Origin of the sequence: Stenotrophomonas sp. (assembly GCF_032061965.1) — a bacterium.
In the GTDB taxonomy this organism is placed as follows: domain Bacteria; phylum Pseudomonadota; class Gammaproteobacteria; order Xanthomonadales; family Xanthomonadaceae; genus Stenotrophomonas.
In genome coordinates this window covers 122,356-140,999 of the sequence record NZ_DAMBEF010000006.1, presented here as the reverse complement: position 1 = coordinate 140,999, position 18,644 = coordinate 122,356, and the positions used below count along the sequence as shown (strand labels likewise).

The 18,644-nt window shown below is 64.0% G+C and carries 17 protein-coding genes; 6 read left to right on the top strand and 11 right to left on the bottom strand.

Annotated features, from left to right (window positions below):
• Positions 1-97 precede the first annotated feature (97 nt).
• The 9 genes from lolD to RT460_RS05045 all read right to left on the bottom strand — a co-directional run bounded on the left by lolD (position 98) and on the right by RT460_RS05045 (position 6,471).
• Positions 98-808: a lipoprotein-releasing ABC transporter ATP-binding protein LolD gene (gene lolD / locus RT460_RS05085; protein WP_313317553.1), complete on the bottom strand. Its 711-nt coding sequence runs from the start codon at positions 806-808 to the stop codon at positions 98-100.
• Positions 801-2,042 carry a lipoprotein-releasing ABC transporter permease subunit gene (locus tag RT460_RS05080; RefSeq protein WP_313317552.1) on the bottom strand — a complete coding sequence of 414 codons (1,242 nt, stop codon included), beginning with the start codon at positions 2,040-2,042 and terminating at the stop codon, positions 801-803. Before RT460_RS05080 ends, lolD begins: the two co-directional genes overlap by 8 nt.
• Positions 2,043-2,077: 35 nt before the next feature.
• Positions 2,078-2,251: a hypothetical protein gene (locus tag RT460_RS05075; RefSeq protein ID WP_313317551.1), complete on the bottom strand. Its 174-nt coding sequence runs from the start codon at positions 2,249-2,251 to the stop codon at positions 2,078-2,080.
• Between the two features lie 214 nt (positions 2,252-2,465).
• Positions 2,466-2,720 (bottom strand): succinate dehydrogenase assembly factor 2, encoded by a 255-nt coding sequence (locus tag RT460_RS05070; RefSeq protein WP_313317550.1) that lies wholly within the window; start codon positions 2,718-2,720, stop codon positions 2,466-2,468.
• A gap of 152 nt (positions 2,721-2,872) precedes the next feature.
• The gene (locus RT460_RS05065; RefSeq protein ID WP_313317549.1) at positions 2,873-3,658 is read right to left on the bottom strand and encodes a succinate dehydrogenase iron-sulfur subunit; all 786 of its coding nucleotides are present in this window, start codon (positions 3,656-3,658) and stop codon (positions 2,873-2,875) included.
• An 18-nt stretch (positions 3,659-3,676) separates the two neighbouring features.
• Complete coding sequence (gene sdhA, locus RT460_RS05060) at positions 3,677-5,467, bottom strand: succinate dehydrogenase flavoprotein subunit (protein ID WP_313317548.1); 1,791 nt, start codon at positions 5,465-5,467, stop codon at positions 3,677-3,679.
• A 3-nt stretch (positions 5,468-5,470) separates the two neighbouring features.
• A complete protein-coding gene (sdhD, locus tag RT460_RS05055) occupies positions 5,471-5,854 on the bottom strand; it encodes a succinate dehydrogenase, hydrophobic membrane anchor protein (protein WP_313317547.1) in 384 nt (127 codons plus the stop codon).
• Positions 5,851-6,243, bottom strand: coding sequence for a succinate dehydrogenase, cytochrome b556 subunit (sdhC, locus tag RT460_RS05050; protein ID WP_313317546.1), 393 nt, complete (start codon positions 6,241-6,243; stop codon positions 5,851-5,853). The genes sdhD and sdhC overlap by 4 nt, the downstream gene beginning before the upstream one ends.
• A gap of 54 nt (positions 6,244-6,297) precedes the next feature.
• Positions 6,298-6,471, bottom strand: a complete 174-nt coding sequence (locus RT460_RS05045) for a DUF1674 domain-containing protein (protein WP_313317545.1) — start codon at positions 6,469-6,471, stop codon at positions 6,298-6,300.
• Between the two features lie 39 nt (positions 6,472-6,510).
• Here RT460_RS05045 and RT460_RS05040 point away from each other — a divergent pair, with 39 nt between their 5' ends.
• On the top strand, positions 6,511-7,368 hold the full coding sequence (locus RT460_RS05040; protein WP_313317544.1) for a folate-binding protein: 858 nt from the start codon (positions 6,511-6,513) through the stop codon (positions 7,366-7,368).
• A gap of 190 nt (positions 7,369-7,558) precedes the next feature.
• On the opposite strand, the gene ugpC is transcribed toward RT460_RS05040, so the two are convergent.
• Entirely contained in the window at positions 7,559-8,659 is a 1,101-nt protein-coding gene (gene ugpC, locus RT460_RS05035) for a sn-glycerol-3-phosphate ABC transporter ATP-binding protein UgpC (RefSeq protein ID WP_313317543.1), read from the bottom strand.
• 292 nt (positions 8,660-8,951) lie between these two features.
• On the opposite strand from ugpC, the gene zwf reads away from it, so the two are divergent.
• The 5 genes from zwf to eda all read left to right on the top strand — a co-directional run bounded on the left by zwf (position 8,952) and on the right by eda (position 14,906).
• Positions 8,952-10,418: a glucose-6-phosphate dehydrogenase gene (gene zwf / locus RT460_RS05030; protein WP_313317542.1), complete on the top strand. Its 1,467-nt coding sequence runs from the start codon at positions 8,952-8,954 to the stop codon at positions 10,416-10,418.
• 17 nt (positions 10,419-10,435) lie between these two features.
• Positions 10,436-11,422: a glucokinase gene (gene glk / locus RT460_RS05025; RefSeq protein ID WP_313317541.1), complete on the top strand. Its 987-nt coding sequence runs from the start codon at positions 10,436-10,438 to the stop codon at positions 11,420-11,422.
• Positions 11,419-12,135, top strand: coding sequence for a 6-phosphogluconolactonase (pgl, locus tag RT460_RS05020; protein ID WP_313317540.1), 717 nt, complete (start codon positions 11,419-11,421; stop codon positions 12,133-12,135). The genes glk and pgl overlap by 4 nt, the downstream gene beginning before the upstream one ends.
• Before the next feature lie 67 nt (positions 12,136-12,202).
• A complete protein-coding gene (gene edd / locus RT460_RS05015; protein WP_313317539.1) occupies positions 12,203-14,119 on the top strand; it encodes a phosphogluconate dehydratase in 1,917 nt (638 codons plus the stop codon).
• A 127-nt stretch (positions 14,120-14,246) separates the two neighbouring features.
• Positions 14,247-14,906, top strand: a complete 660-nt coding sequence (gene eda, locus RT460_RS05010; RefSeq protein ID WP_313317538.1) for a bifunctional 4-hydroxy-2-oxoglutarate aldolase/2-dehydro-3-deoxy-phosphogluconate aldolase — start codon at positions 14,247-14,249, stop codon at positions 14,904-14,906.
• Between the two features lie 618 nt (positions 14,907-15,524).
• Here eda and RT460_RS05005 read toward each other — a convergent pair.
• The gene (locus RT460_RS05005; protein ID WP_313317574.1) at positions 15,525-18,623 is read right to left on the bottom strand and encodes a discoidin domain-containing protein; all 3,099 of its coding nucleotides are present in this window, start codon (positions 18,621-18,623) and stop codon (positions 15,525-15,527) included.
• Between the last annotated feature and the right edge of the window lie 21 nt (positions 18,624-18,644).

The following is an 18,644-nucleotide window of genomic DNA, read 5'->3' as shown; positions in this document are numbered from 1 at the left end:
GGAGTGATTGAAGGGACAACCGTACCCATGCCCCATCATCCACCTGAACAAGGCGGATGTGGAGAGGCCGAAAAAGGCATTTAGCAGCCGTGTCGACTCAGACGTCGCTGGCGGCCAACTGGTACAAGCGCCCCTGTCGCAACTCCAGCACCCGGTCCAGCTTGCGGGCCAGCCCCCGGTCATGGGTAACCAGCACAAGGCTGGTGCGTTGGGCACGGTTGAGTTCCAGCATCAGCTCGAAAACCGTCGCTGCGGTCTTGTCGTCCAGGTTACCGGTGGGCTCGTCACCCAGCACACAGGCGGGCTGGTTGACCAGCGCACGTGCGACCGCGGCGCGCTGCCGCTCGCCGCCGGACAGCTCCCCGGGCTTGTGCTCAAGGCGATGCCCAAGACCAACCGATTCCAGCAGCGCCTTGGCACGTTGGCTGGCCCCCGCCGCGTCACTGCCGCCGAGCATCACCGGCATCATCACGTTTTCCAACGCAGTGAACTCCGGCAGCAGGTGGTGGAACTGGTAGACGAAGCCCAATGAGCGGTTACGCAGGCGCCCACGCTCGGTGTCGGATAGCGCCGACATGCGCTGACCGGCGACATAGACCTCGCCGGCCGTGGGGATATCCAGCCCACCCAGCAGATGCAGCAAGGTGCTCTTGCCCGCGCCCGATGCGCCAACGATGGCCACGGTCTCGCCAGCGGCCACGTCCAGGTCCAGCCCGTCGAACACGGGCGTATGCATCTTGCCTTCGGCGTAGGTCTTGCCCAGTCCTTCTGCGCGGATTACCGATTCCATTACTCGCTTCTCATTCATAGCGCAGCGCCTCCGCCGGCTGGGTGCGGGCCGCACGCCAGGCCGGGTACAAGGTCGCAGCAAAGCTCATCAGCAATGCCACCACGGTGATGGTGACGATATCGCTGGTCTGCATGTCGGTCGGCAGGCCGGTGATGTAATAGACATCTTCCGGCAGCAGCTTGATGTTGAAGGTTGCCTCGATCAGCCCAAGGATGCGCTCGAGATTGAGGGTCAAGGCGACCCCGCCGATCACGCCGGCAATGGTGCCGAATACGCCGATCAAGGTGCCCTGCACCATGAACACCTGCATCACCCCACCCGGGGTCAGACCGAGCGTGCGCAGGATGGCAATATCCGCTTGCTTGTCGGTGACGAGCATCACCTGCGACGACACCAGGTTGAAAGCACCCATCGCGATGATCAGCGACAGCAGGATGCCCATCACCGTCTTCTCCATCCGCAGCGAATGGTAGAGATTGGCGTTTTCCTGGGTCCAGTCGCTGACCCTGTAGTAACCGTTGAGGTTGAGCGCCAGGTCGCGCGCCACGGTATAGGCCTGGTCCATGTCATGCATTTTCAGGCGCACCCCGGTCACGCCGTCCATGCGCAGCACGCGTTCCATATCCTGCATGTTGGTGAAGGCCACGCCGCGGTCGACTTCATTGGAGCCCGCCTCGAAGATGCCGCTGACGGTGAAGCGCTTGACCCGGGGCATGGCCCCCATCGGCGTGCCCTGCACTTCGGCCAAGGTGGCGACCACGTTATCGCCCACATCAACGCCCAACCAGATCGCCAATTCCTTGCCGAGCACGATATTGAATTCGCCCGGTTTGAGGTCATCCAGCGAGCCCTTGGTCATCTTGTCGGCCAGCACCGACACCTTGGACTCCTGCGCCGGGTCGATGCCCTGCACGATCGCGCCCTGTACGCGCGCACCGGACAACATGCCCTGGATCTCAATGTAGGGCGCCGCGCCAGCTACGCGCGGATCCTTCACCGCAACGTCGATGGCATGCTGCCAGTTCGCCATTGGCTCGCCATCGGCGCTGACCGTGGCGTGGGCGGACATCTGCAGCAAGCGGTCGCGGATTTCCTTCTGGAAACCACTCATCACCGCCAGCGTGGTGATCAGCACCGTCACACCCAGCGCAATGCCGAGTATCGATGCCATCGAGATGAAAGAAATGAAGCCGTTGCGGCGCTTGGCTCGCAGATAGCGCAATCCGATTGCGACAGGTAAGGGTTTGAACATGCGTTTGAGCCCGGAAGTTGCCGCTATGGTGCCACCTACGCCGCCCTTCGGGAAACGGAATGGGCTTGAACGGCCAGTCGCAGTTCACGTCGCAGGGCGCGCGGCAAGGTATCGGGCCAGAACAGCAGTTGCCGCCGGCAACGCCCCTGCCACCAGCGCAGCACCAGCAAGGGGCCACGCTCCAGCAGTTGCAGTGCTTCCACCGGCATGCCGCCGATGCACGGCACTGCCGGGGCCGCCGGAACCAGAATCGGGCAAGGGGATCTGCGGGCTTCCATTCGCACCCGTCAAACGCCATAAGCGAATACCGCACCGGCCAATGGCCACGCCCAATGCAGTGCCAGCTCACAGTTAAGGACGGCAACGGCGGCCAATACGGAAAGCCCTGACAGCGCGCAGCTCAGCCAGCGCGAGGGGCGCCACTCACACCGGAAGGGAGCGGATGTAGTGGAGAAGTTCTGCCTGCGGCGCATCGGGACAGGCCTCGTAGCCCATGGACCAACGCCACAATTTATCGTCCTCGGTTTCCAGCAATTGCAGGAAAATCGCGCGCTCGCCTGCCGGGGCATCCCGCCAACGACGGTCCAGATAGCGACCGAACAGCTGATCCAGCTCACGCATGCCGCGCCGGCAGCGCCAGCGCAGCTTCTTCAACAGGATTTCGTCTTCGGTCTGCATGGCTTCGGATACCAAAGCCCCTCTCCCGCCGGGAGAGGGGTTGGGGTGAGGGTTGGAGCGAAGCTCCCGCGAACTCGATGGCAGCAGGCTGCGCCCCTACCCTCATCCGCCCCTGCGGGGCACCTTCTCCCGAAGGGAGAAGGCATAACGCATCAAGCGCGGCGCGCCATCATCAGCTTCTTGATCTCGGCGATTGCCAGTGCCGGGTTCAAGCCCTTCGGGCAGGTACGTGCGCAGTTCATGATGGTGTGGCAGCGGTACAGCTTGAACGGATCTTCCAGATCGTCCAGGCGTGCGCCGGTGTCTTCATCACGCGAATCGATGATCCAGCGATAAGCCTGCAGCAGGATCGCCGGGCCCAGGTAACGCTCGCCGTTCCACCAGTAGCTCGGGCAGCTGGTCGAGCAGCAGGCGCACAGGATGCACTCGTACAGGCCGTCCAGCTTTTCACGGTCTTCCGGCGACTGCAGGCGTTCGCGATCCGGCGGTGCCGGGGTCTGGGTGCGGATCCACGGCTTGATCGATGCGTACTGCGCATAGAAGTGGGTCAGGTCCGGGACCAGATCCTTGACAACGTCCATGTGCGGCAACGGGTAGATCGGCACCTCAGCCTTGGCGCAATCGGAAATCGCACGGGTGCAGGCCAGGGTATTGGTACCGTCGATGTTCATCGCGCACGAACCGCAGATGCCTTCGCGGCAGGAGCGGCGGAAGGTCAGCGTCGGATCAATCTCGTTCTTGATCTTGATCAGCGCGTCCAGAACCATCGGGCCGCACGCATCGAGATCGATCTCGTAGGTGTCGGTACGCGGGTTCTGGTCGCCATCCGGGCTCCAGCGGTAGATCTTGAAAGTACGCGTGTTCTTCGAACCGCCCTGGGCCGGGAAGTGCTTGCCCTTGGTGACCTGGGAGTTCTTGGGAAGAGAAAATTCAGCCATGTTCGTAAAGTCCCCGGATCAGTAGACGCGCGGCTTCGGCGGCACCACGGACACGTCATCGCTGAGCGTGTACATGTGCACCGGGCGGTAATCGAAGCTGCACTTGCCCTTGTCGTCGACGGTGACCAGCGTGTGCTTCTGCCAGTTGACGTCGTCGCGGTCCGGGAAGTCTTCGTGCGCGTGCGCACCACGGCTTTCCTTGCGCTGTTCGGCCGAGTTGATGGTGGCAACGGCGTTGAGCAACAGGTTGTTCAGCTCGTAGGTTTCGATCAGGTCCGAGTTCCAGACCAGCGAACGGTCGGATACCTTGACGTCCTGGAACGAGTCAAACACTTCGGCCATCTTCTGGCAGCCCTCTTCCAGCGTCTTGCTGGTGCGGAACACGGCGGCATCAGCCTGCATCGTGCGCTGCATGCGGTCACGGATGACCGACGTCGGGGTGTCGCCGTTGGCGTGGCGCAGCTTGTCCAGCAGGCCCAGCGCCTTGTCGCAGGCATCGGACGGCAGGGTCTTGTGCGATGCACCCGGCTTGATCGTCTCGGCGCAGCGATTGGCCACCGCACGACCGAACACCACCAGGTCAAGCAGCGAGTTCGAACCCAGGCGATTGGCACCATGCACCGACACGCAGGCTGCTTCGCCGATGGCGTACAGGCCCGGCACCACTGCATCGGGGTTGTCACCGACCTTGCGCACCACTTCACCGTGGTAATTGGTCGGGATGCCACCCATGTTGTAGTGCACGGTCGGGATGACCGGAATCGGCTGCTTGTGCACGTCGACGCCAGCAAAGATGCGTGCGCTTTCGGCAATACCCGGCAGCTTCTTGTCGATCACGCCCGGGCCAAGGTGGGTCAGGTCGAGCAGGATGTGATCCTTGTGCTCGCCAACGCCGCGGCCTTCGCGGATTTCGATGGTCATCGAACGCGACACCACGTCACGCGAAGCCAGATCCTTGTAATGCGGTGCGTAGCGTTCCATGAAACGCTCGCCACTGCTGTTGCGCAGGATACCGCCCTCGCCTCGCACACCTTCGGTGATCAGGCAGCCGGCACCATAGATGCCGGTCGGGTGGAACTGCACGAACTCCATGTCCTGCAGCGGCAGGCCGGCACGGGCCACCAGGCCACCGCCGTCACCGGTACAGGTGTGCGCCGAGGTGGCGCTGAAGTAGGCTCGGCCGTAACCGCCGGTTGCCAGCACCACGCCCTGCGAACGGAACAGGTGCAGGGTGCCTTCGGCCATGTCCAGGGCGAGCACGCCGCGGCAGACGCCTTCGTCGTCGAAGATCAGGTCGAGTGCGAAGTACTCGATCATGAACTGCGCGTTGTGCGCCAGCGACTGCTGGTACAGGGTATGCAGGATGGCGTGGCCGGTACGGTCGGCGGCGGCGCAGGTACGCTGCGCGGACGGGCCTTCACCGTACTTGGTGGTCATGCCACCGAACGGACGCTGGTAGATCTTGCCTTCTTCGGTGCGCGAGAACGGAACGCCGTAGTGTTCCAGCTCGATGATGGCCGGGATGGCCTCGCGGCACATGTACTCGATGGCGTCCTGGTCGCCCAGCCAATCCGAACCCTTGATGGTGTCGTAGAAGTGGTAGCGCCAGTCGTCCTCACCCATGTTGGCCAGTGCGGCGGAAATGCCGCCCTGCGCTGCCACGGTATGCGAGCGGGTCGGGAAGACCTTGGTGATGCAGACGGTCTGCAGGCCCTTCTGGGCCAGGCCGAAGGTCGCACGCAGGCCAGCGCCGCCGGCGCCGACGACCACCATGTCGACCTTGTGTTCAGTGATGTTGTAAGCGGACATGTATCAATTCCCAAGCGCGATGCGGGCGACCGCGAAGATGCTGACGAGCGCGCCGAGCACGGCGACAAACTTGACCGTGGTCTGCAGCGCAAGGGCCATCAGCGAATTGTGGATGTAGTCCTCAAGGACCACCTGCAGGCCGAGCTGGGCGTGCCAGAACATGGCCACCAGGAAGCCAACCAGCAGGATCGCATTCCACGGCTTGGACACCGCTTCAACCGCGGTGACGTAATCGGCACCGATAAGGCTCAGCACCAGGCACAGGAACCAGATGGTCAACGCAACCAGTGCGGTCGCCGTCAGACGCTGATGGATGAAGTGCTCGGTGCCGGACTTGGAGCTGCCAAGGCCGCGTGCATTCTTGAGCGGTGTACGGAACTTGCTCATGCGGTCGCTCCCATGCAGACGTAGGCCCAGATCAGCGCAGTGATCACCAGCGATGCGATCACCGAGATCCAGCTGCTGCGGATGAAGGTCGGCTTGGCATAGCCGATGGCGAAGTCCTGCACGATGTGGCGGATGCCGTTGCACAGGTGGTAGGCGAAGCACCAGGTCCAACCGAACAGGATCACCTTGCCGTACCAGGCGCTGGCGTGGGTGGTGAAGCAGTTCCAGGACTCAGGGCCCATCATCAGGGCGAGCAAACCGCCCGCGATGATCAGGGAACCGACAGTCAGAATGATGCCGGTTACTCGATGCAGGATCGAGGTGGCCATCTGGATCTGCCAGCGATACACCTGCAGGTGCGGAGAAAGGGGGCGGGGTCTGTTCGCCATTCGCTGACTCGTATCTCGGCTGGGCGGCTCAATGCCGCGTTGGCTCAACGCTGCTCAGAAATCGATGCAGCGCCCGTTTTTCTCCCAATCGCCATACCGCACCGGATCAAGTCCGCCGCGGCCGCCTATTTCCTTCTGCTCCGGTACGGCCTCGGCAAGCGGTTGCTTGTCGGGGGGCAGCGGGGCTTCAGCTTCGGACTCGGGAGTGGGGGTTGTTTGGCCTATCATTGTCGGTCTCGCAACGCACAAATTTTAGTCCTCAGCCACGTGTCTGACAACCTCGCCCCCACTTTCAACGGTTTCCGCACACTCGCCCAGGCTCAGGTGATCAGCCTTTCCGGGCCCGATTCAGTCGCTTTTACCCAAGCCCAATTCGCCAACGACGTGCTGTCGCTGGCCGATGGCCACTGGCAATGGAGCGCCTGGCTGACGGCCAAGGGCCGCGTGCTGTCTATCTTCCAGCTCGTACGGGTGGATGCCGGCAACCTGCTGCTGGTCTGTCACGATGGTGGCGCCGAGGCGATGGCCGAGCAGCTTCGGCGCTTCGTGTTCCGCCGCAAGGTCGTGATTTCACACGCCGCGGACAAACACGTGAATGGCGCGCTGCATGCGCCGGTTTGCGCACAAGGCGCCGCCGTGGTGGTGCTCGAAGACGGGACGATCGAGCTGGATGTCGGCAGCACTGCCCTGCCCCGCAGCCTGCATATTGGCGCACCCGCTGACGTCGCGAATGCCGAAGAAGAGCTCGCGTGGCGCCAGAGCGATCTGCGCCTGGGCCTGCCGCGTCTGGTCGACGCCCAGCGCGAGCAGTGGACGCCGCAACAGCTCGGGCTGGACCGACTGTCTGCTTACAGCGTCAAGAAAGGCTGTTACCCCGGGCAGGAAATCGTGGCCCGCACCCATTTCCTCGGCAAGGCCAAGCGCTCGCTGGCCCTGCTGGAATGCACCGGTACAGTCAATGCCGGCGACGGCGTTCAGCAGGCTGGCAGCACCGTAGGCAGCATCGCCAGTGCAGCTGGAACGTTGGCACTGGCGGTACTGCCGCTGGAATTGCCGGAAGGCGATCTACAGGTCGGCGAAGCCGGCACGCGGATCATTCCATTGCTGGACGGCTTGGCCCGCTGAGCCACTGGCTTACCGTGCCTGTAGGCGAAACGGTTCCATGATCCGCTGCGGCATTGCCTGGCAAGCCCTTGCCGAGCATGGCTCGGCACTACAGGTTGGGTTCGCGTTGGTCTGCTGCTTGTAGCGCGGGCGCTTGGCCTGCCGCATTGCTTGACAGGCCCTTGCCGAGCATGGCTCGGCACTGCGGGACTCAGGCTGCCTGGCGCTGCGCCTCGATGCGCTCACCCCTGGCCGCATCGAAGAAATGCAGCGCAGCCGGCAGCACCTCCACCGATATGTCATCACCCACTGCCGGCAGGATCTGCGGCGGTACCCGCATCACCAGCGCCTGCGTTCCAAAACGCAGGTTGACGAAGATTTCGTTGCCGACCGGCTCGATACCCTCAATACGCGCCTTGAATGACGCCGCGCCCTGCCCCGGCTGCAGGTGCTCGGGGCGCACCCCGACCACCAGCTCGCCTCCCAGCCAGGCCGGATCGATCGCGGCCCCATCTAGCGGCACTTCCTCGCCCTCCGGCAGCAGCAAGGCAAGCCCGGCAGCGCCACGCTGCAATCCACCGCGCAGCACATTCATGGCGGGACTCCCCAGGAACCCGGCAACGAAGAGATTGGCAGGCCGCTCGTACAGCGCCATCGGCGCGTCGATCTGCTGGATCTGCCCTTCATTGAGCACAACGATCCGCTGACCCAGTGTCATTGCCTCAACCTGGTCATGGGTGACGTAGATCATGGTGGTGCCGAGCTTGCGGTGCAGCTGGGCAATTTCCGTACGCACCGAATGGCGCAGCTTCGCATCAAGGTTGGAAAGTGGCTCATCCAGCAGGAACACCGACGGCTCGCGCACCAATGCCCGGCCCAGCGCCACGCGCTGACGCTGGCCGCCGGACATCGCACGCGGCAACTTGTCCAGCATCGAGGTCAAGCCCAATGCTTCGGCAGCGCCCTGCACCCGGCGTTGCACCTCGGCCTTGTCATGGCCGCGCAGCTTCAGCCCGAAGGCAAGATTGTCGGCCACCGTCATGTGTGGATACAGCGCGTAGTTCTGGAACACCATCGCGATGTCGCGGTCCTTGGGCGCCACATCGTTCACCACCCGCTCGCCGATGCGCAGGGTGCCCGCACTTATTTCCTCCAGTCCGGCGACCATGCGCAGCAGCGTGGACTTGCCGCAGCCCGATGGCCCCACCAGCACCATCAGCTCGCCATCGGCGATCTCGAAACTGGCACCGTGCACGGCCACCTGGCCGTTGTCATACACCTTCCGTACGCCATCGAACTGGACCTTGGCCATCAACACCACCTCATCAACATGCCCACGCCGGGCGGCAAACAGCTGGCCAGGCCAGCACCGAACACCATGCTGCAATCGTATACATCCGAAACCACACGCACGTTAAGCATATTCATATGGCACCATCCATACTCCCTTGGTGGCATGCCATCTCCGCTTCCGGATCCCGGGAATACCCGCTTCGGATCGATGCCGCGTTGCCACGGGTCAGCCTGCCGTCTGGCAACAGCCGGCACCCGCCAGGCACCCGCCCAGCCTGGGCGAAAGCCCCGAATACAAATAATTGACAACGATGTCATCCGCACACGAAACTCGAACAATGCACGACACCCTTTTCCTGTTCGGTGCCACAGGCGATCTGGCCCAGCGTTATTTGTTCCCGTCCCTGCTGCGCTTGCTGGGTGACGGCCTGCTTCCCGAGGATTTCCGTGTCCGTGCACTGGCGCTGTCGCCGCACGACACCCCGAAATTCCATGACATCCTGCGCCCGCGCCTGGAGCAGGCCATGCCGCAGGCCAGCCAGGACGACATCAACAACCTGCTGCGACGCATCGACTACCGCTCGGTGGACCTGCGCGACCCCGCCTCGGTCGCCGAAGCCGTCAAGGACCTGGTGCACCGCAAGTGCGTCAGCTACCTGGCCATCCCGCCGGGCCTGTACATTTCCACCTGCGAAGGCCTCGCCCAAGGTGGCGCGCTGGCGGCGCCCAATCGGCTGATGCTGGAAAAGCCGATCGGCTCGGACAGCGACAGTGCCGAGGAGATCCTGCAGTCCATCGGCAAGCTGATCGACGAAGACCGCGTTTTCCGTCTTGACCATTACCTGGGCAAGGCCGCCGTGCAGAACCTGATGGCGCTGCGCTTCGGCAACACCCTGCTCGAGGCAGTCTGGAACCGCAACTACATCGAGTCGGTGCACATCCTTGTAGCCGAGAGCGACGGCGTTGACGGCCGCGACTCGTATTACTCACGCTCTGGCGCGCTGCGCGACATGGTGCAGAGCCATATCCTGCAGCTGTTGTGCCTGGTGGCAATGGAACCGCCGGCATCGCTGGAAGCTGATCGCATCCGCGACGAGAAGGTAAAGGTGCTGCGTGCGCTGCGCCCGCTCGATGCCAAGCATGCGGCCAAGGACAGCGTGCGCGGCCGCTACACCGCCGGCACCATCAACGGGCAACCGGCGCAGGCCTACCAGCCGCCGGAAGGTAGCGAGGCAGAAACCTTCGTCGGCGTCACCGCGCATATCGACAACTGGCGCTGGGCGGGCGTGCCGTTCCATCTGGTCACCGGCAAGCGCCTGCCAGAACGCACCACCCGCGTCGAGGTCAACCTCAAGCCGGTGACGCATTGGCTGTTCGAACGCCCCGACCGCAAGAACGCCACCCCCAACCGCCTGACGTTCCAGCTGCAGCCGCAGGAAAACATCCAGCTGGGCCTGATGAGCTCGCTGGCAGGCCCGGAATGGGGCGCACTGGAACTGCAACCGCTGGAACTGGAACTGTCTGTCCCCACCGGCCTGCACCGCCGCATCGCCTACGAACGCCTGTTCCTGGACGCCTTCAACGGCAACCACGCGCTGTTTGTGCGTGACGACGAAGTGCGCGCGGCCTGGGCCTGGATCGACAGCATCAGCGATGCATGGAAAGCCGCCGACCTGCCCATGGAGCCCTACCCGGCCGGCAGCTGGGGCCCGCAACATTCAGACCACTTCCTGCCCGCCGCCCTGGCCACCGATGACGGCGCGGAGCCGACGCTGTGAGTCCGGATGCGGGAAGCGTGCTGGTCGCCGACATCGGCGGCACCAACGCCCGTTTCGCACTGGCTGACCTGAGCGCAGCCACCCCGCTGGACCAGTCCAGCATCGACGAGTATCCGGTGACGCAGTTCGCGTCACTGGCCGACGCCGCCGCGCATTACCTGCAGCAACAAGATGCAGCCGCCACCAGTGGCGTGTTCGCCGTTGCCGGTCGTGTCGACGGCGACGAGGCACGCATCACCAATCATCCCTGGGTCATTTCCAACTCGCGGACCTGCAGCCAACTGGGTTTCAGCCAACTGCACCTGATCAATGATTTCGTCGCACAGGCGATGTCGATCGCACTGCTTGGCAACGATGACGTGGTGCAGGTAGGCGGCGCCAGCTGGCAACCTGCCGCACATGGCGAAGCACGCAACTACTGCGTCCTGGGCCCGGGCACCGGCCTGGGCGTAGGCGGATTGGTGGTCCGCGATGGCCGCAACTACCCGCTGGCGACCGAAGGTGGCCATGCCAGCTTCGCCCCGGCCTCACCGGAACAGATCCGCATCCTGGAAATTCTTTCCGCACAGTTCGGTCGTGTTTCCAATGAACGGCTTGTCTGTGGACCGGGATTGGTCAACATCCATCGCGCCTTGAGCGAGATGGCCGGTGCCGATCCGGGCCTGCTGCAACCATCTGGCGTTACCGCCGCTGCTGCCGAAGGCGATGCGATCGCGATCCGTGCCGTTGAAGTGTTCATGGAAATCTTCGGCGCAGTGGCCGGTGATGCCGTGCTGGTGCAGGGTGCCTGGGACGGGGTATTCCTGACCGGCGGGCTTGTGCCGCGCCTGCTGCAGCAGTTGCAGCATTCCGGGTTCCGCCAGCGCTTTGAAAGCAAGGGTCGCTTCAGCGCGACCATGTCACAGATTCCATCGATGGCCATCGTCCATCCCAACCCAGGCCTGCTGGGCGCCGCCGCTTATGCGTTGGACATGCAGCGGGCCAGCCGAGGAACCACCGCATGAGCGCCCTGTCTGACCGCGTCACCCTCATCCGCCATGCCGACGACGAGGCCTGGATTGACGGTGTGGCCGAAGAGATGGCGCGCTATCTGGAACAGGACATCGCCGCCCACGGGCGTGCACGCATGTTGCTGTCGGGCGGCACCACGCCGGCACCCGCCTACCAGCGCCTCACCGAACACCCGCTGGAATGGGCCCGGGTGGAAGTCGGCCTGGCCGACGAGCGCTGGCTATCACCCCAGGACCACGACAGCAACGCGTGGCTGGTGCGCGAAAGCTTCCTCAAGCGTGCCGAAGGTGCACACTTCGATCCGCTGGTGCGCGTCGGGCAATCCATCGCCGACTGCGTGCACACCGCCAATCTGCTGGCCGAGAACTCGCAGCCGCCCTGCCTGGTGATCCTGGGTATGGGCAATGACGGCCACACCGCCTCGTTGTTCCCCGGCTCCAAGGACCTGACAGCGGCGCTGCAGAACACGCATCCCTATGCGGCACTGGACGCTACCGGTTGCCCGGTGGCCAAGGACTGGCACCTGCGTATCACCCTTACCCCGGCGGGCTTTGCACCCATCCGCCATCGCCTGTTGCTGCTGCGCGGCAAGCAGAAGCTGGAGGTGCTGGAAGCAGCGCTGGCCAGCAACGATGTCCAGAAATACCCCGTACTGGCGGCGATCAACGCCCCAGGCAACGCATTGCGCGTGCATTGGTGCGAGTAACACCTCGGACCCCGCCTTTCCGCACCATGGCGGACGCCTGCCCGCCCTACTTCATAGCTGAGTGCCAATGAGCCTGCATCCGAAAATCCACGCCATCACCGAACGCATCCGCCAGCGCAGCGCAAAATCGCGCGCGGCCTATCTGGCGGGCATCGATGCAGCCCTGCGCGAAGGTCCGTTCCGCGCACGCTTGAGCTGCGGCAACCTTGCCCATGCATTTGCCGCCTGCGGGCCGACCGACAAGGACCGCCTGCGTGGCGATGTGACGCCCAACCTGGGCATCATCACCGCCTACAACGACATGCTGTCGGCACACCAACCCTTCGAGCACTACCCGGAACTGATCCGCGCCGCGGCACGCGAGCTGGGCGCCACGGCGCAGGTCGCCGGCGGCGTGCCGGCGATGTGTGACGGCGTCACCCAAGGCCGCGGCGGCATGGAGCTGTCACTGTTCTCGCGCGACATCATTGCCCAGTCCACCGCAATCGGACTGAGCCATGACATGTTCGATGCCACCATCTATCTGGGCGTCTGCGACAAGATCGTGCCGGGCCTGCTGATCGGCGCACTGGCGTTCGGCCACCTGCCGGCCGTATTCGTGCCGGCCGGTCCGATGACGCCTGGCATTCCCAACAAGAAGAAGGCCGAAGTGCGCGAGCGCTACGCAGCTGGCGAAGCCAGCCGTGAGGAGCTGCTGGAAGCCGAGTCGGCTTCCTACCACGCCCCAGGCACCTGCACGTTCTACGGCACTGCCAACTCCAACCAGGTGCTGCTGGAAGCCATGGGCGTGCAGCTGCCGGGTGCATCCTTCGTCAACCCGGAGCTGCCACTACGCGATGCACTGACCCGCGCCGCCACCGCACGTGCGCTGGAAATCAGCGCGCTGGGCAACGACTTCCGCCCGTTCGGTCACTTGATCGACGAACGCGCCATCGTCAACGCCGTGGTGGCGCTGATGGCGACCGGCGGCTCCACCAACCACACCATCCACTGGATCGCCGTTGCCCGCGCCGCGGGTATCTCGCTGACCTGGGATGACATGGACGAACTTTCGCAGATCGTGCCGCTGCTGGCCCGCGTCTACCCGAACGGCGAGGCCGACGTGAACCGCTTTGCTGCAGCCGGTGGCCCGGGTTACGTATTCCGCGAACTGATGGACGCCGGCCTGATGCACGACGACCTGGCCACCATTGCCGAAGGCGGCATGCGCGCCTTCGCCCAGGAACCGCGGCTTATCGACGGCCAGGTCAGCTATGTCCCGGCAGCTGCCGTCAGCGGCGACGAGGACGTGGTTCGGCCCGCCTCCAATCCATTCGAAGCCCAAGGTGGTCTGCGCCTGCTGCGTGGCAATATCGGCCGCTCGCTGATCAAACTGTCGGCGGTCAAACCGCAATATCGCACCATCGAGGCACCCGCCGTCGTGGTAGATGCCCCGCAGGCACTGAACAAACTGCATGCCGCCGGCGTGCTGCCGCAGGACTTCGTCGCCGTGGTCCGCTATCAGGGCCCACGTTCCAACGGCATGCCCGAGCTACATTCGCTCGCCCCGCTGCTGGGCCTGCTGCAGAATCAGGGCCGGCGCGTGGCCCTGGTCACCGATGGCCGCCTGTCCGGTGCCTCCGGCAAGATTCCCGCCGCCATCCATGTCACCCCGGAAGCATCGCGCGGTGGCCCCATCGCACGCATTCGAGAAGGCGACATCATCCGCCTGGACGGCGAAGCCGGCACCCTGGAAGTGCTGGTTGATGCCGCCGAATGGGCCGCACGTGGCATCGCTGCAAACACCGCACCGGCGGGCACCGACATGGGACGCAACCTGTTTGCGATGAACCGCCGCATCGTCGGCCCCGCCGACCAGGGCGCGGTGTCGATCTCCTGCGGTCCGATGCATCCGGACGGCAGCCTGTGGGAATACGACGCCGAGTACGAACTGGGCCACGATGCCGCAGCGGCGGCTGCACCGCACGAAGCCAAAGACGCCTGAGGGTTTGGGATTCGGGATTCGGGATTCGGGATTGGGGCAGAACCTTAGGCTTCGCCTCGCAACTCGCAATTCTTGCCCCCGATCCCTTCTCCGACGCATTCAAGAGCAGATCATTCAAGAGGACACCATGAGCATTGCCCAATACCAGGACCGCGCCGAGCAGCTGTTGACGGCCGCCGGCATCCTGCCGGTAGTCACCGTGCACACCCTGGACCAGGCGCGCGCCGTCAGTGCAGCGCTGCTCGAAGGTGGCTTGCCGGCTATAGAACTGACCCTGCGCACGCCGGTGGCAATGGATGCGCTGGCCATGCTCAAGCGCGAGCTCCCGGACGTGGTGGTGGGCGCCGGTACGGTACTGAGTGTCGATCAGATGCAGCGGGCGATTGATGCCGGTGCCGATTTCCTGGTGACCCCGGGCACACCGGCACACATGGCCGACGCACTGGCGGAAGCCGCGCTTCCGGTGGTCCCGGGCGCGGCCTCGCCGACCGAGCTGCTGGCGCTGCTCGCCCGTGGCTTTCGCATCTGCAAACTGTTCCCGGCGACGGCCGTCGGTGGACTGGCAATGATCAAGGGCGTCGCTGGCCCGATTCCTGAGCTCAAGCTGTGCCCGACCGGCGGCATCACCGAAGCCACGGCAGGTGAATACCTCGCGCAGAAGAATGTGGTCTGTATCGGTGGCTCATGGATGGTGCAGGACGCATGGATCCGCAACGGCCAGTGGGACGAAGTGAAAAAGTCGGCATCCGCCGCCGCGGCCATCGTCAACGCCGCCCGCAACGCCTGATCGCATGGTGCCGAGCCATGCTCGGCAAAGGCCTTGGCAAGAGCCGCAACGGCGCTCAGCCTGATCAACAACGTCGATCATTCCCCGGGTGCGCTTCGCTTACCCGGGCTACACGTCGGCAAGCACGACGTTTGGATCCGACGCGCGGGGCCCTGTAGTGCCGAGCCATGCTCGGCAAGGGCCTTACCGAGGGCAGCAACGGTGCTCCACCTCGACCATCCCCGGGTGCGCTTCGCTCACCCGGGCTACACGTCGGGACGCTCGACGTTTCGATCCGACGTGCTGGGTTCCCTGTAGTGCCGAGCCATGCTCGGCAAAGGCCCTGCCGAGAGCAGCAACGGTGCTCTGTCTGACCAACAGGATCGGTTGTTCCCCGGGTGCGCTGCGCTTACCCAGGCTACAAGTGGGCAAGCTCAACGTTTGGATCCAACGCGCTGGGTCCCGGTAGTGCCGAGCCATGCTCGGCAAGGCCTTACCAAGAGCAGCAAATCAGCTTGATGTAATCAACCGCCGTGCCGCGCTTGCCCGTTCCATGCAGACCGGCTTCTGCGCCAATGCGCCCCCCGCTTCGCAACTCATGCCCACTTAGCGCAGGACGGATCCGAATCCGGCGCAGCTTTATCGCTTCCTGCGCAGCTCCGCAGGGATCTCGATCTCCACCTTCGCCGGCAGGCTACTGATGCGTAGCTCCTTGCCTTCCCATTGCACCGGCTCACCATTGATCGTCGCATTGCCCGGATTGCCCTCATAGGGCCACGGCAAAACCAGGCCGCCTGCCGGCAGCTGCAGGCCTTCAGGCACCTGCAGGCTCAACTGCCGGTCACTGCGCACCAAGGAATACTTCACCGTGCCGTGCGCGCTATGCAGGCCATCCACGGCGATACCCTTGCCGCTCAACCATGCCGCCGGCACGCCGGCAGCCAATACGATGGCGTCATCCACTTCCCGCTGATAGGCAAACATGTCCAGCGCCGAGCGCACGAAGTCCGAGGCCACCCAGGCGTGAGGCAAGTCGCCGACAAAGAACGGCGTTCGCGGCGTTGATGACACCACCTCGGCCCACTGGTTCCAGGCAGGCGGCGCGCGATCCTTGAAGAAGAACTCGGTAGCCTCCCAGGCCCTTTCGCGCCAGCCGAGGCGGACAAACGCGGCGACGTTGCGCCATTCATACGGCGTGTAGTCCTTCCACTGGCGCTTGCCGTCACGGCGCTCGACGAACTGCGTCCAATAGCGCTCGAAGGTATTGTTCAACGCCGGCTGTGGCAGCCGCCCCTGTTCACCGCCGGGTGCCAACGCGATGGTCGTGGACGTCGCATCGAAGTCACCCAGCTCGACCGACCCCGGCAGGAAGTCGATGTTGTGCGCCTGCATCGTCGCCAGCAGCGAGTCATTGAGATCCTGGCGGAAGGTATCGCGCGATTCCGCCATCGCCACGGCTTCCTCTTCATGGCCCAAGGCCACCGCGATGTCAGCGGCATCCTTGTAGCCGCGCAGCGCCCAGAAATCGTCCCAGTACGAATGCACGGGCTTGGCCGAATAACCCTCGTGACTGATCGACACCGGCATCATCCCGTAGAAGCCCGCGTGACGGGCACGGTTTTCCTCGGTGCGCTCGCTCAACCGCAGCTGCTCCATGTAACGCCACGCGCCCTGCACATGCGGCCACATGCGCTGCAGGAACTCCAGATCGCCGGTGTGCCGCCAATACTCGGCGATGGCGTAGATCAATTCGCCATGGCTGTCGTTCTCCGGGACAGGATCGCTGCCACGTGCATCCACACAACACGGCACCATGCCGCTCTCGAACTGGTAAGGCGCATACCAGTCCACATACTGCCGCACTGCATCCCTACGCCCCATGCGTAGCAGGCCCTCGGAGATCATCGCGCCGTCACGGATCCAGCTGCGTGCATAGGATCGCGTGCCCGGCTGCAGGCTTGGGCCAACGCGCGAGATCAGCATGTGTGCCAGCGCAGTACGCAAGGTATTTGCCAGCGGCTGACCCGCATCAGGCAGCTGCAACTGCACCTGGTCCAGCTTCTGTCGCCACATCGCAGCCACCTGCTGCTGCGCCTTGTCAGCATCAAACTGCTCCGGCATCTGCCAGTTGCCGGACTGTGGCAACACCAATACCACCTCCCGACTCTGGCCGGGTTCCAGCTTCCATTTGTAGACAAGGGCACCTGACGCCAGCCCATCGGCATCATTGGCTTCCTGGGTAGTTGGCAATTGCTTGGCGGCCAGGTGCATGACGTCGAGCTTGGCGTCGAAACTGCTTGCAAACGCGGCATCCGGCGCCTGCGTCGCGTACACCCTCGCCTGCCCGTTGACGTTGACCTGCCGGCCCTGCATTGCCAGTGCCTCGATACGACTTACCCCACCCACCGTGTTGAGGAACTGGGTGGGTGGATTGACCTGGAAGGGCCGCACGGCCAAGGCCAGTTGGTACTCATGTGCCTGTTTGTCGGTGTTGTGCAATCGATAGCGCGCAACCAGCTGTGACTGCCCGGGGCGCCCCTGTACGAAACCACTGACCTGCAGCCCGAGCTTCTCGTGCTGCCAGTCCACCGACGGCATCGGCAGATAACCATCCAGCAAGCCCTGCACGGTCTTTACATCAGCCCAACTGATCAACTTGCCATCCAGGGACACGAAGGGTTCGATGCTGAAGCCGGACTCCTGTGCCTCCAGCGCGCCATCCTCACTGATCAGCGCCTGGTCGGTGCCGCCGTCCAATCCCATCAGGGTCCAATAGCTCTGCTCCCCACTGAAGCCACGCGGCAAGGCCCCACGCGGCAGGTCGCCGGCAATCGAGCGGATGAAATCATTCGGCGTATCGGCGAAGTCCAACGGCTTCAAGCTGATGTCACGTATGCCGTAGCGCCAGTTCGGACCGTCAATCAAATCGAATCGCAGGTAACGGGCTTCGGTCTCCGGCAGTGCCAGCCAGTCCTTGCCGCCTGTGCCGGTGGAGACCTCACGCAGCTTTCGCCATTGGCGGCCATCGCGCGAGGCCTGCACCAGATAGCGCGATGCCTCCAGTCCAGGCACCCACTGCACCACCGCGCCACCGAATTCGCGCACTTTGCCCAGGTCAAGGCTGATGGTCTGCTGCTTGACGCCACCGCTGATCCAGACCGTATCCGGCTTGCCATCGGAAATGCGCTGCTGCAACGCCGTCGCGGTGTCGGCGATCACGCTGGCAGTGAGCGCCGAAGTGTCTTCCTTGGGCAGGGGTTGCAGGGTCAATTGATCGAAGCAGACCGTACCGCGCCCGCCTACCTTGCTGTAGATGGTGAACTCCACAGCGGCACTGCGGCGCAGCGTTTTGTCCGGCTCCGGGCCCCAGGCCTTGTCGATATGGCGCTTGCGATAGGTGACGCGGGTCCAGTTCTTCGGGAAGTTGTATCCGGTGCTGTTTACCCACCACACGTTGTCGCCGCTGGCGTCAACCAGCTTGAACTGCAAGTCGTTCGCCGGCGAATCACCACGCAGGTCGAAGGACACCTGGTAATTCTCTGGCCACGTCACGTCGACTGAGCGGCGGATACCGGCGTATCCCGAGACTTCGTGGAAGTCGTAATCCAGGCACAGGGCGCGACCGCTGTTGCCGCTTACCGGCCGCAGCGATCCGCTGACCTGGGGTGACGTGATCAACTGCCAGGCGTTGACGTCGTCGAACTTGGCAAGCACGGCGGCGGGCGCAGGCGCGACCATGCCGGCCAGCAGGCCTGCCAC

What these genes read in the sequence shown, in the direction of transcription:
- lolD (WP_313317553.1), bottom strand. Translation starts at nt 808, where the DNA reads ATGAATGAGAAGCGAGTAATGGAATCGGTAATCCGCGCAGAAGGACTG.
- RT460_RS05080 (WP_313317552.1), bottom strand. Translation starts at nt 2,042, where the DNA reads ATGTTCAAACCCTTACCTGTCGCAATCGGATTGCGCTATCTGCGAGCC.
- RT460_RS05075 (WP_313317551.1), bottom strand. Translation starts at nt 2,251, where the DNA reads ATGCCGGTGGAAGCACTGCAACTGCTGGAGCGTGGCCCCTTGCTGGTG.
- RT460_RS05070 (WP_313317550.1), bottom strand. Translation starts at nt 2,720, where the DNA reads ATGCAGACCGAAGACGAAATCCTGTTGAAGAAGCTGCGCTGGCGCTGC.
- RT460_RS05065 (WP_313317549.1), bottom strand. Translation starts at nt 3,658, where the DNA reads ATGGCTGAATTTTCTCTTCCCAAGAACTCCCAGGTCACCAAGGGCAAG.
- sdhA (WP_313317548.1), bottom strand. Translation starts at nt 5,467, where the DNA reads ATGTCCGCTTACAACATCACTGAACACAAGGTCGACATGGTGGTCGTC.
- sdhD (WP_313317547.1), bottom strand. Translation starts at nt 5,854, where the DNA reads ATGAGCAAGTTCCGTACACCGCTCAAGAATGCACGCGGCCTTGGCAGC.
- sdhC (WP_313317546.1), bottom strand. Translation starts at nt 6,243, where the DNA reads ATGGCGAACAGACCCCGCCCCCTTTCTCCGCACCTGCAGGTGTATCGC.
- RT460_RS05045 (WP_313317545.1), bottom strand. Translation starts at nt 6,471, where the DNA reads ATGATAGGCCAAACAACCCCCACTCCCGAGTCCGAAGCTGAAGCCCCG.
- ugpC (WP_313317543.1), bottom strand. Translation starts at nt 8,659, where the DNA reads ATGGCCAAGGTCCAGTTCGATGGCGTACGGAAGGTGTATGACAACGGC.
- zwf (WP_313317542.1), top strand. Translation starts at nt 8,952, where the DNA reads ATGTCATCCGCACACGAAACTCGAACAATGCACGACACCCTTTTCCTG.
- pgl (WP_313317540.1), top strand. Translation starts at nt 11,419, where the DNA reads ATGAGCGCCCTGTCTGACCGCGTCACCCTCATCCGCCATGCCGACGAC.
- edd (WP_313317539.1), top strand. Translation starts at nt 12,203, where the DNA reads ATGAGCCTGCATCCGAAAATCCACGCCATCACCGAACGCATCCGCCAG.
- eda (WP_313317538.1), top strand. Translation starts at nt 14,247, where the DNA reads ATGAGCATTGCCCAATACCAGGACCGCGCCGAGCAGCTGTTGACGGCC.
- RT460_RS05005 (WP_313317574.1), bottom strand. Translation starts at nt 18,623, where the DNA reads ATGGTCGCGCCTGCGCCCGCCGCCGTGCTTGCCAAGTTCGACGACGTC.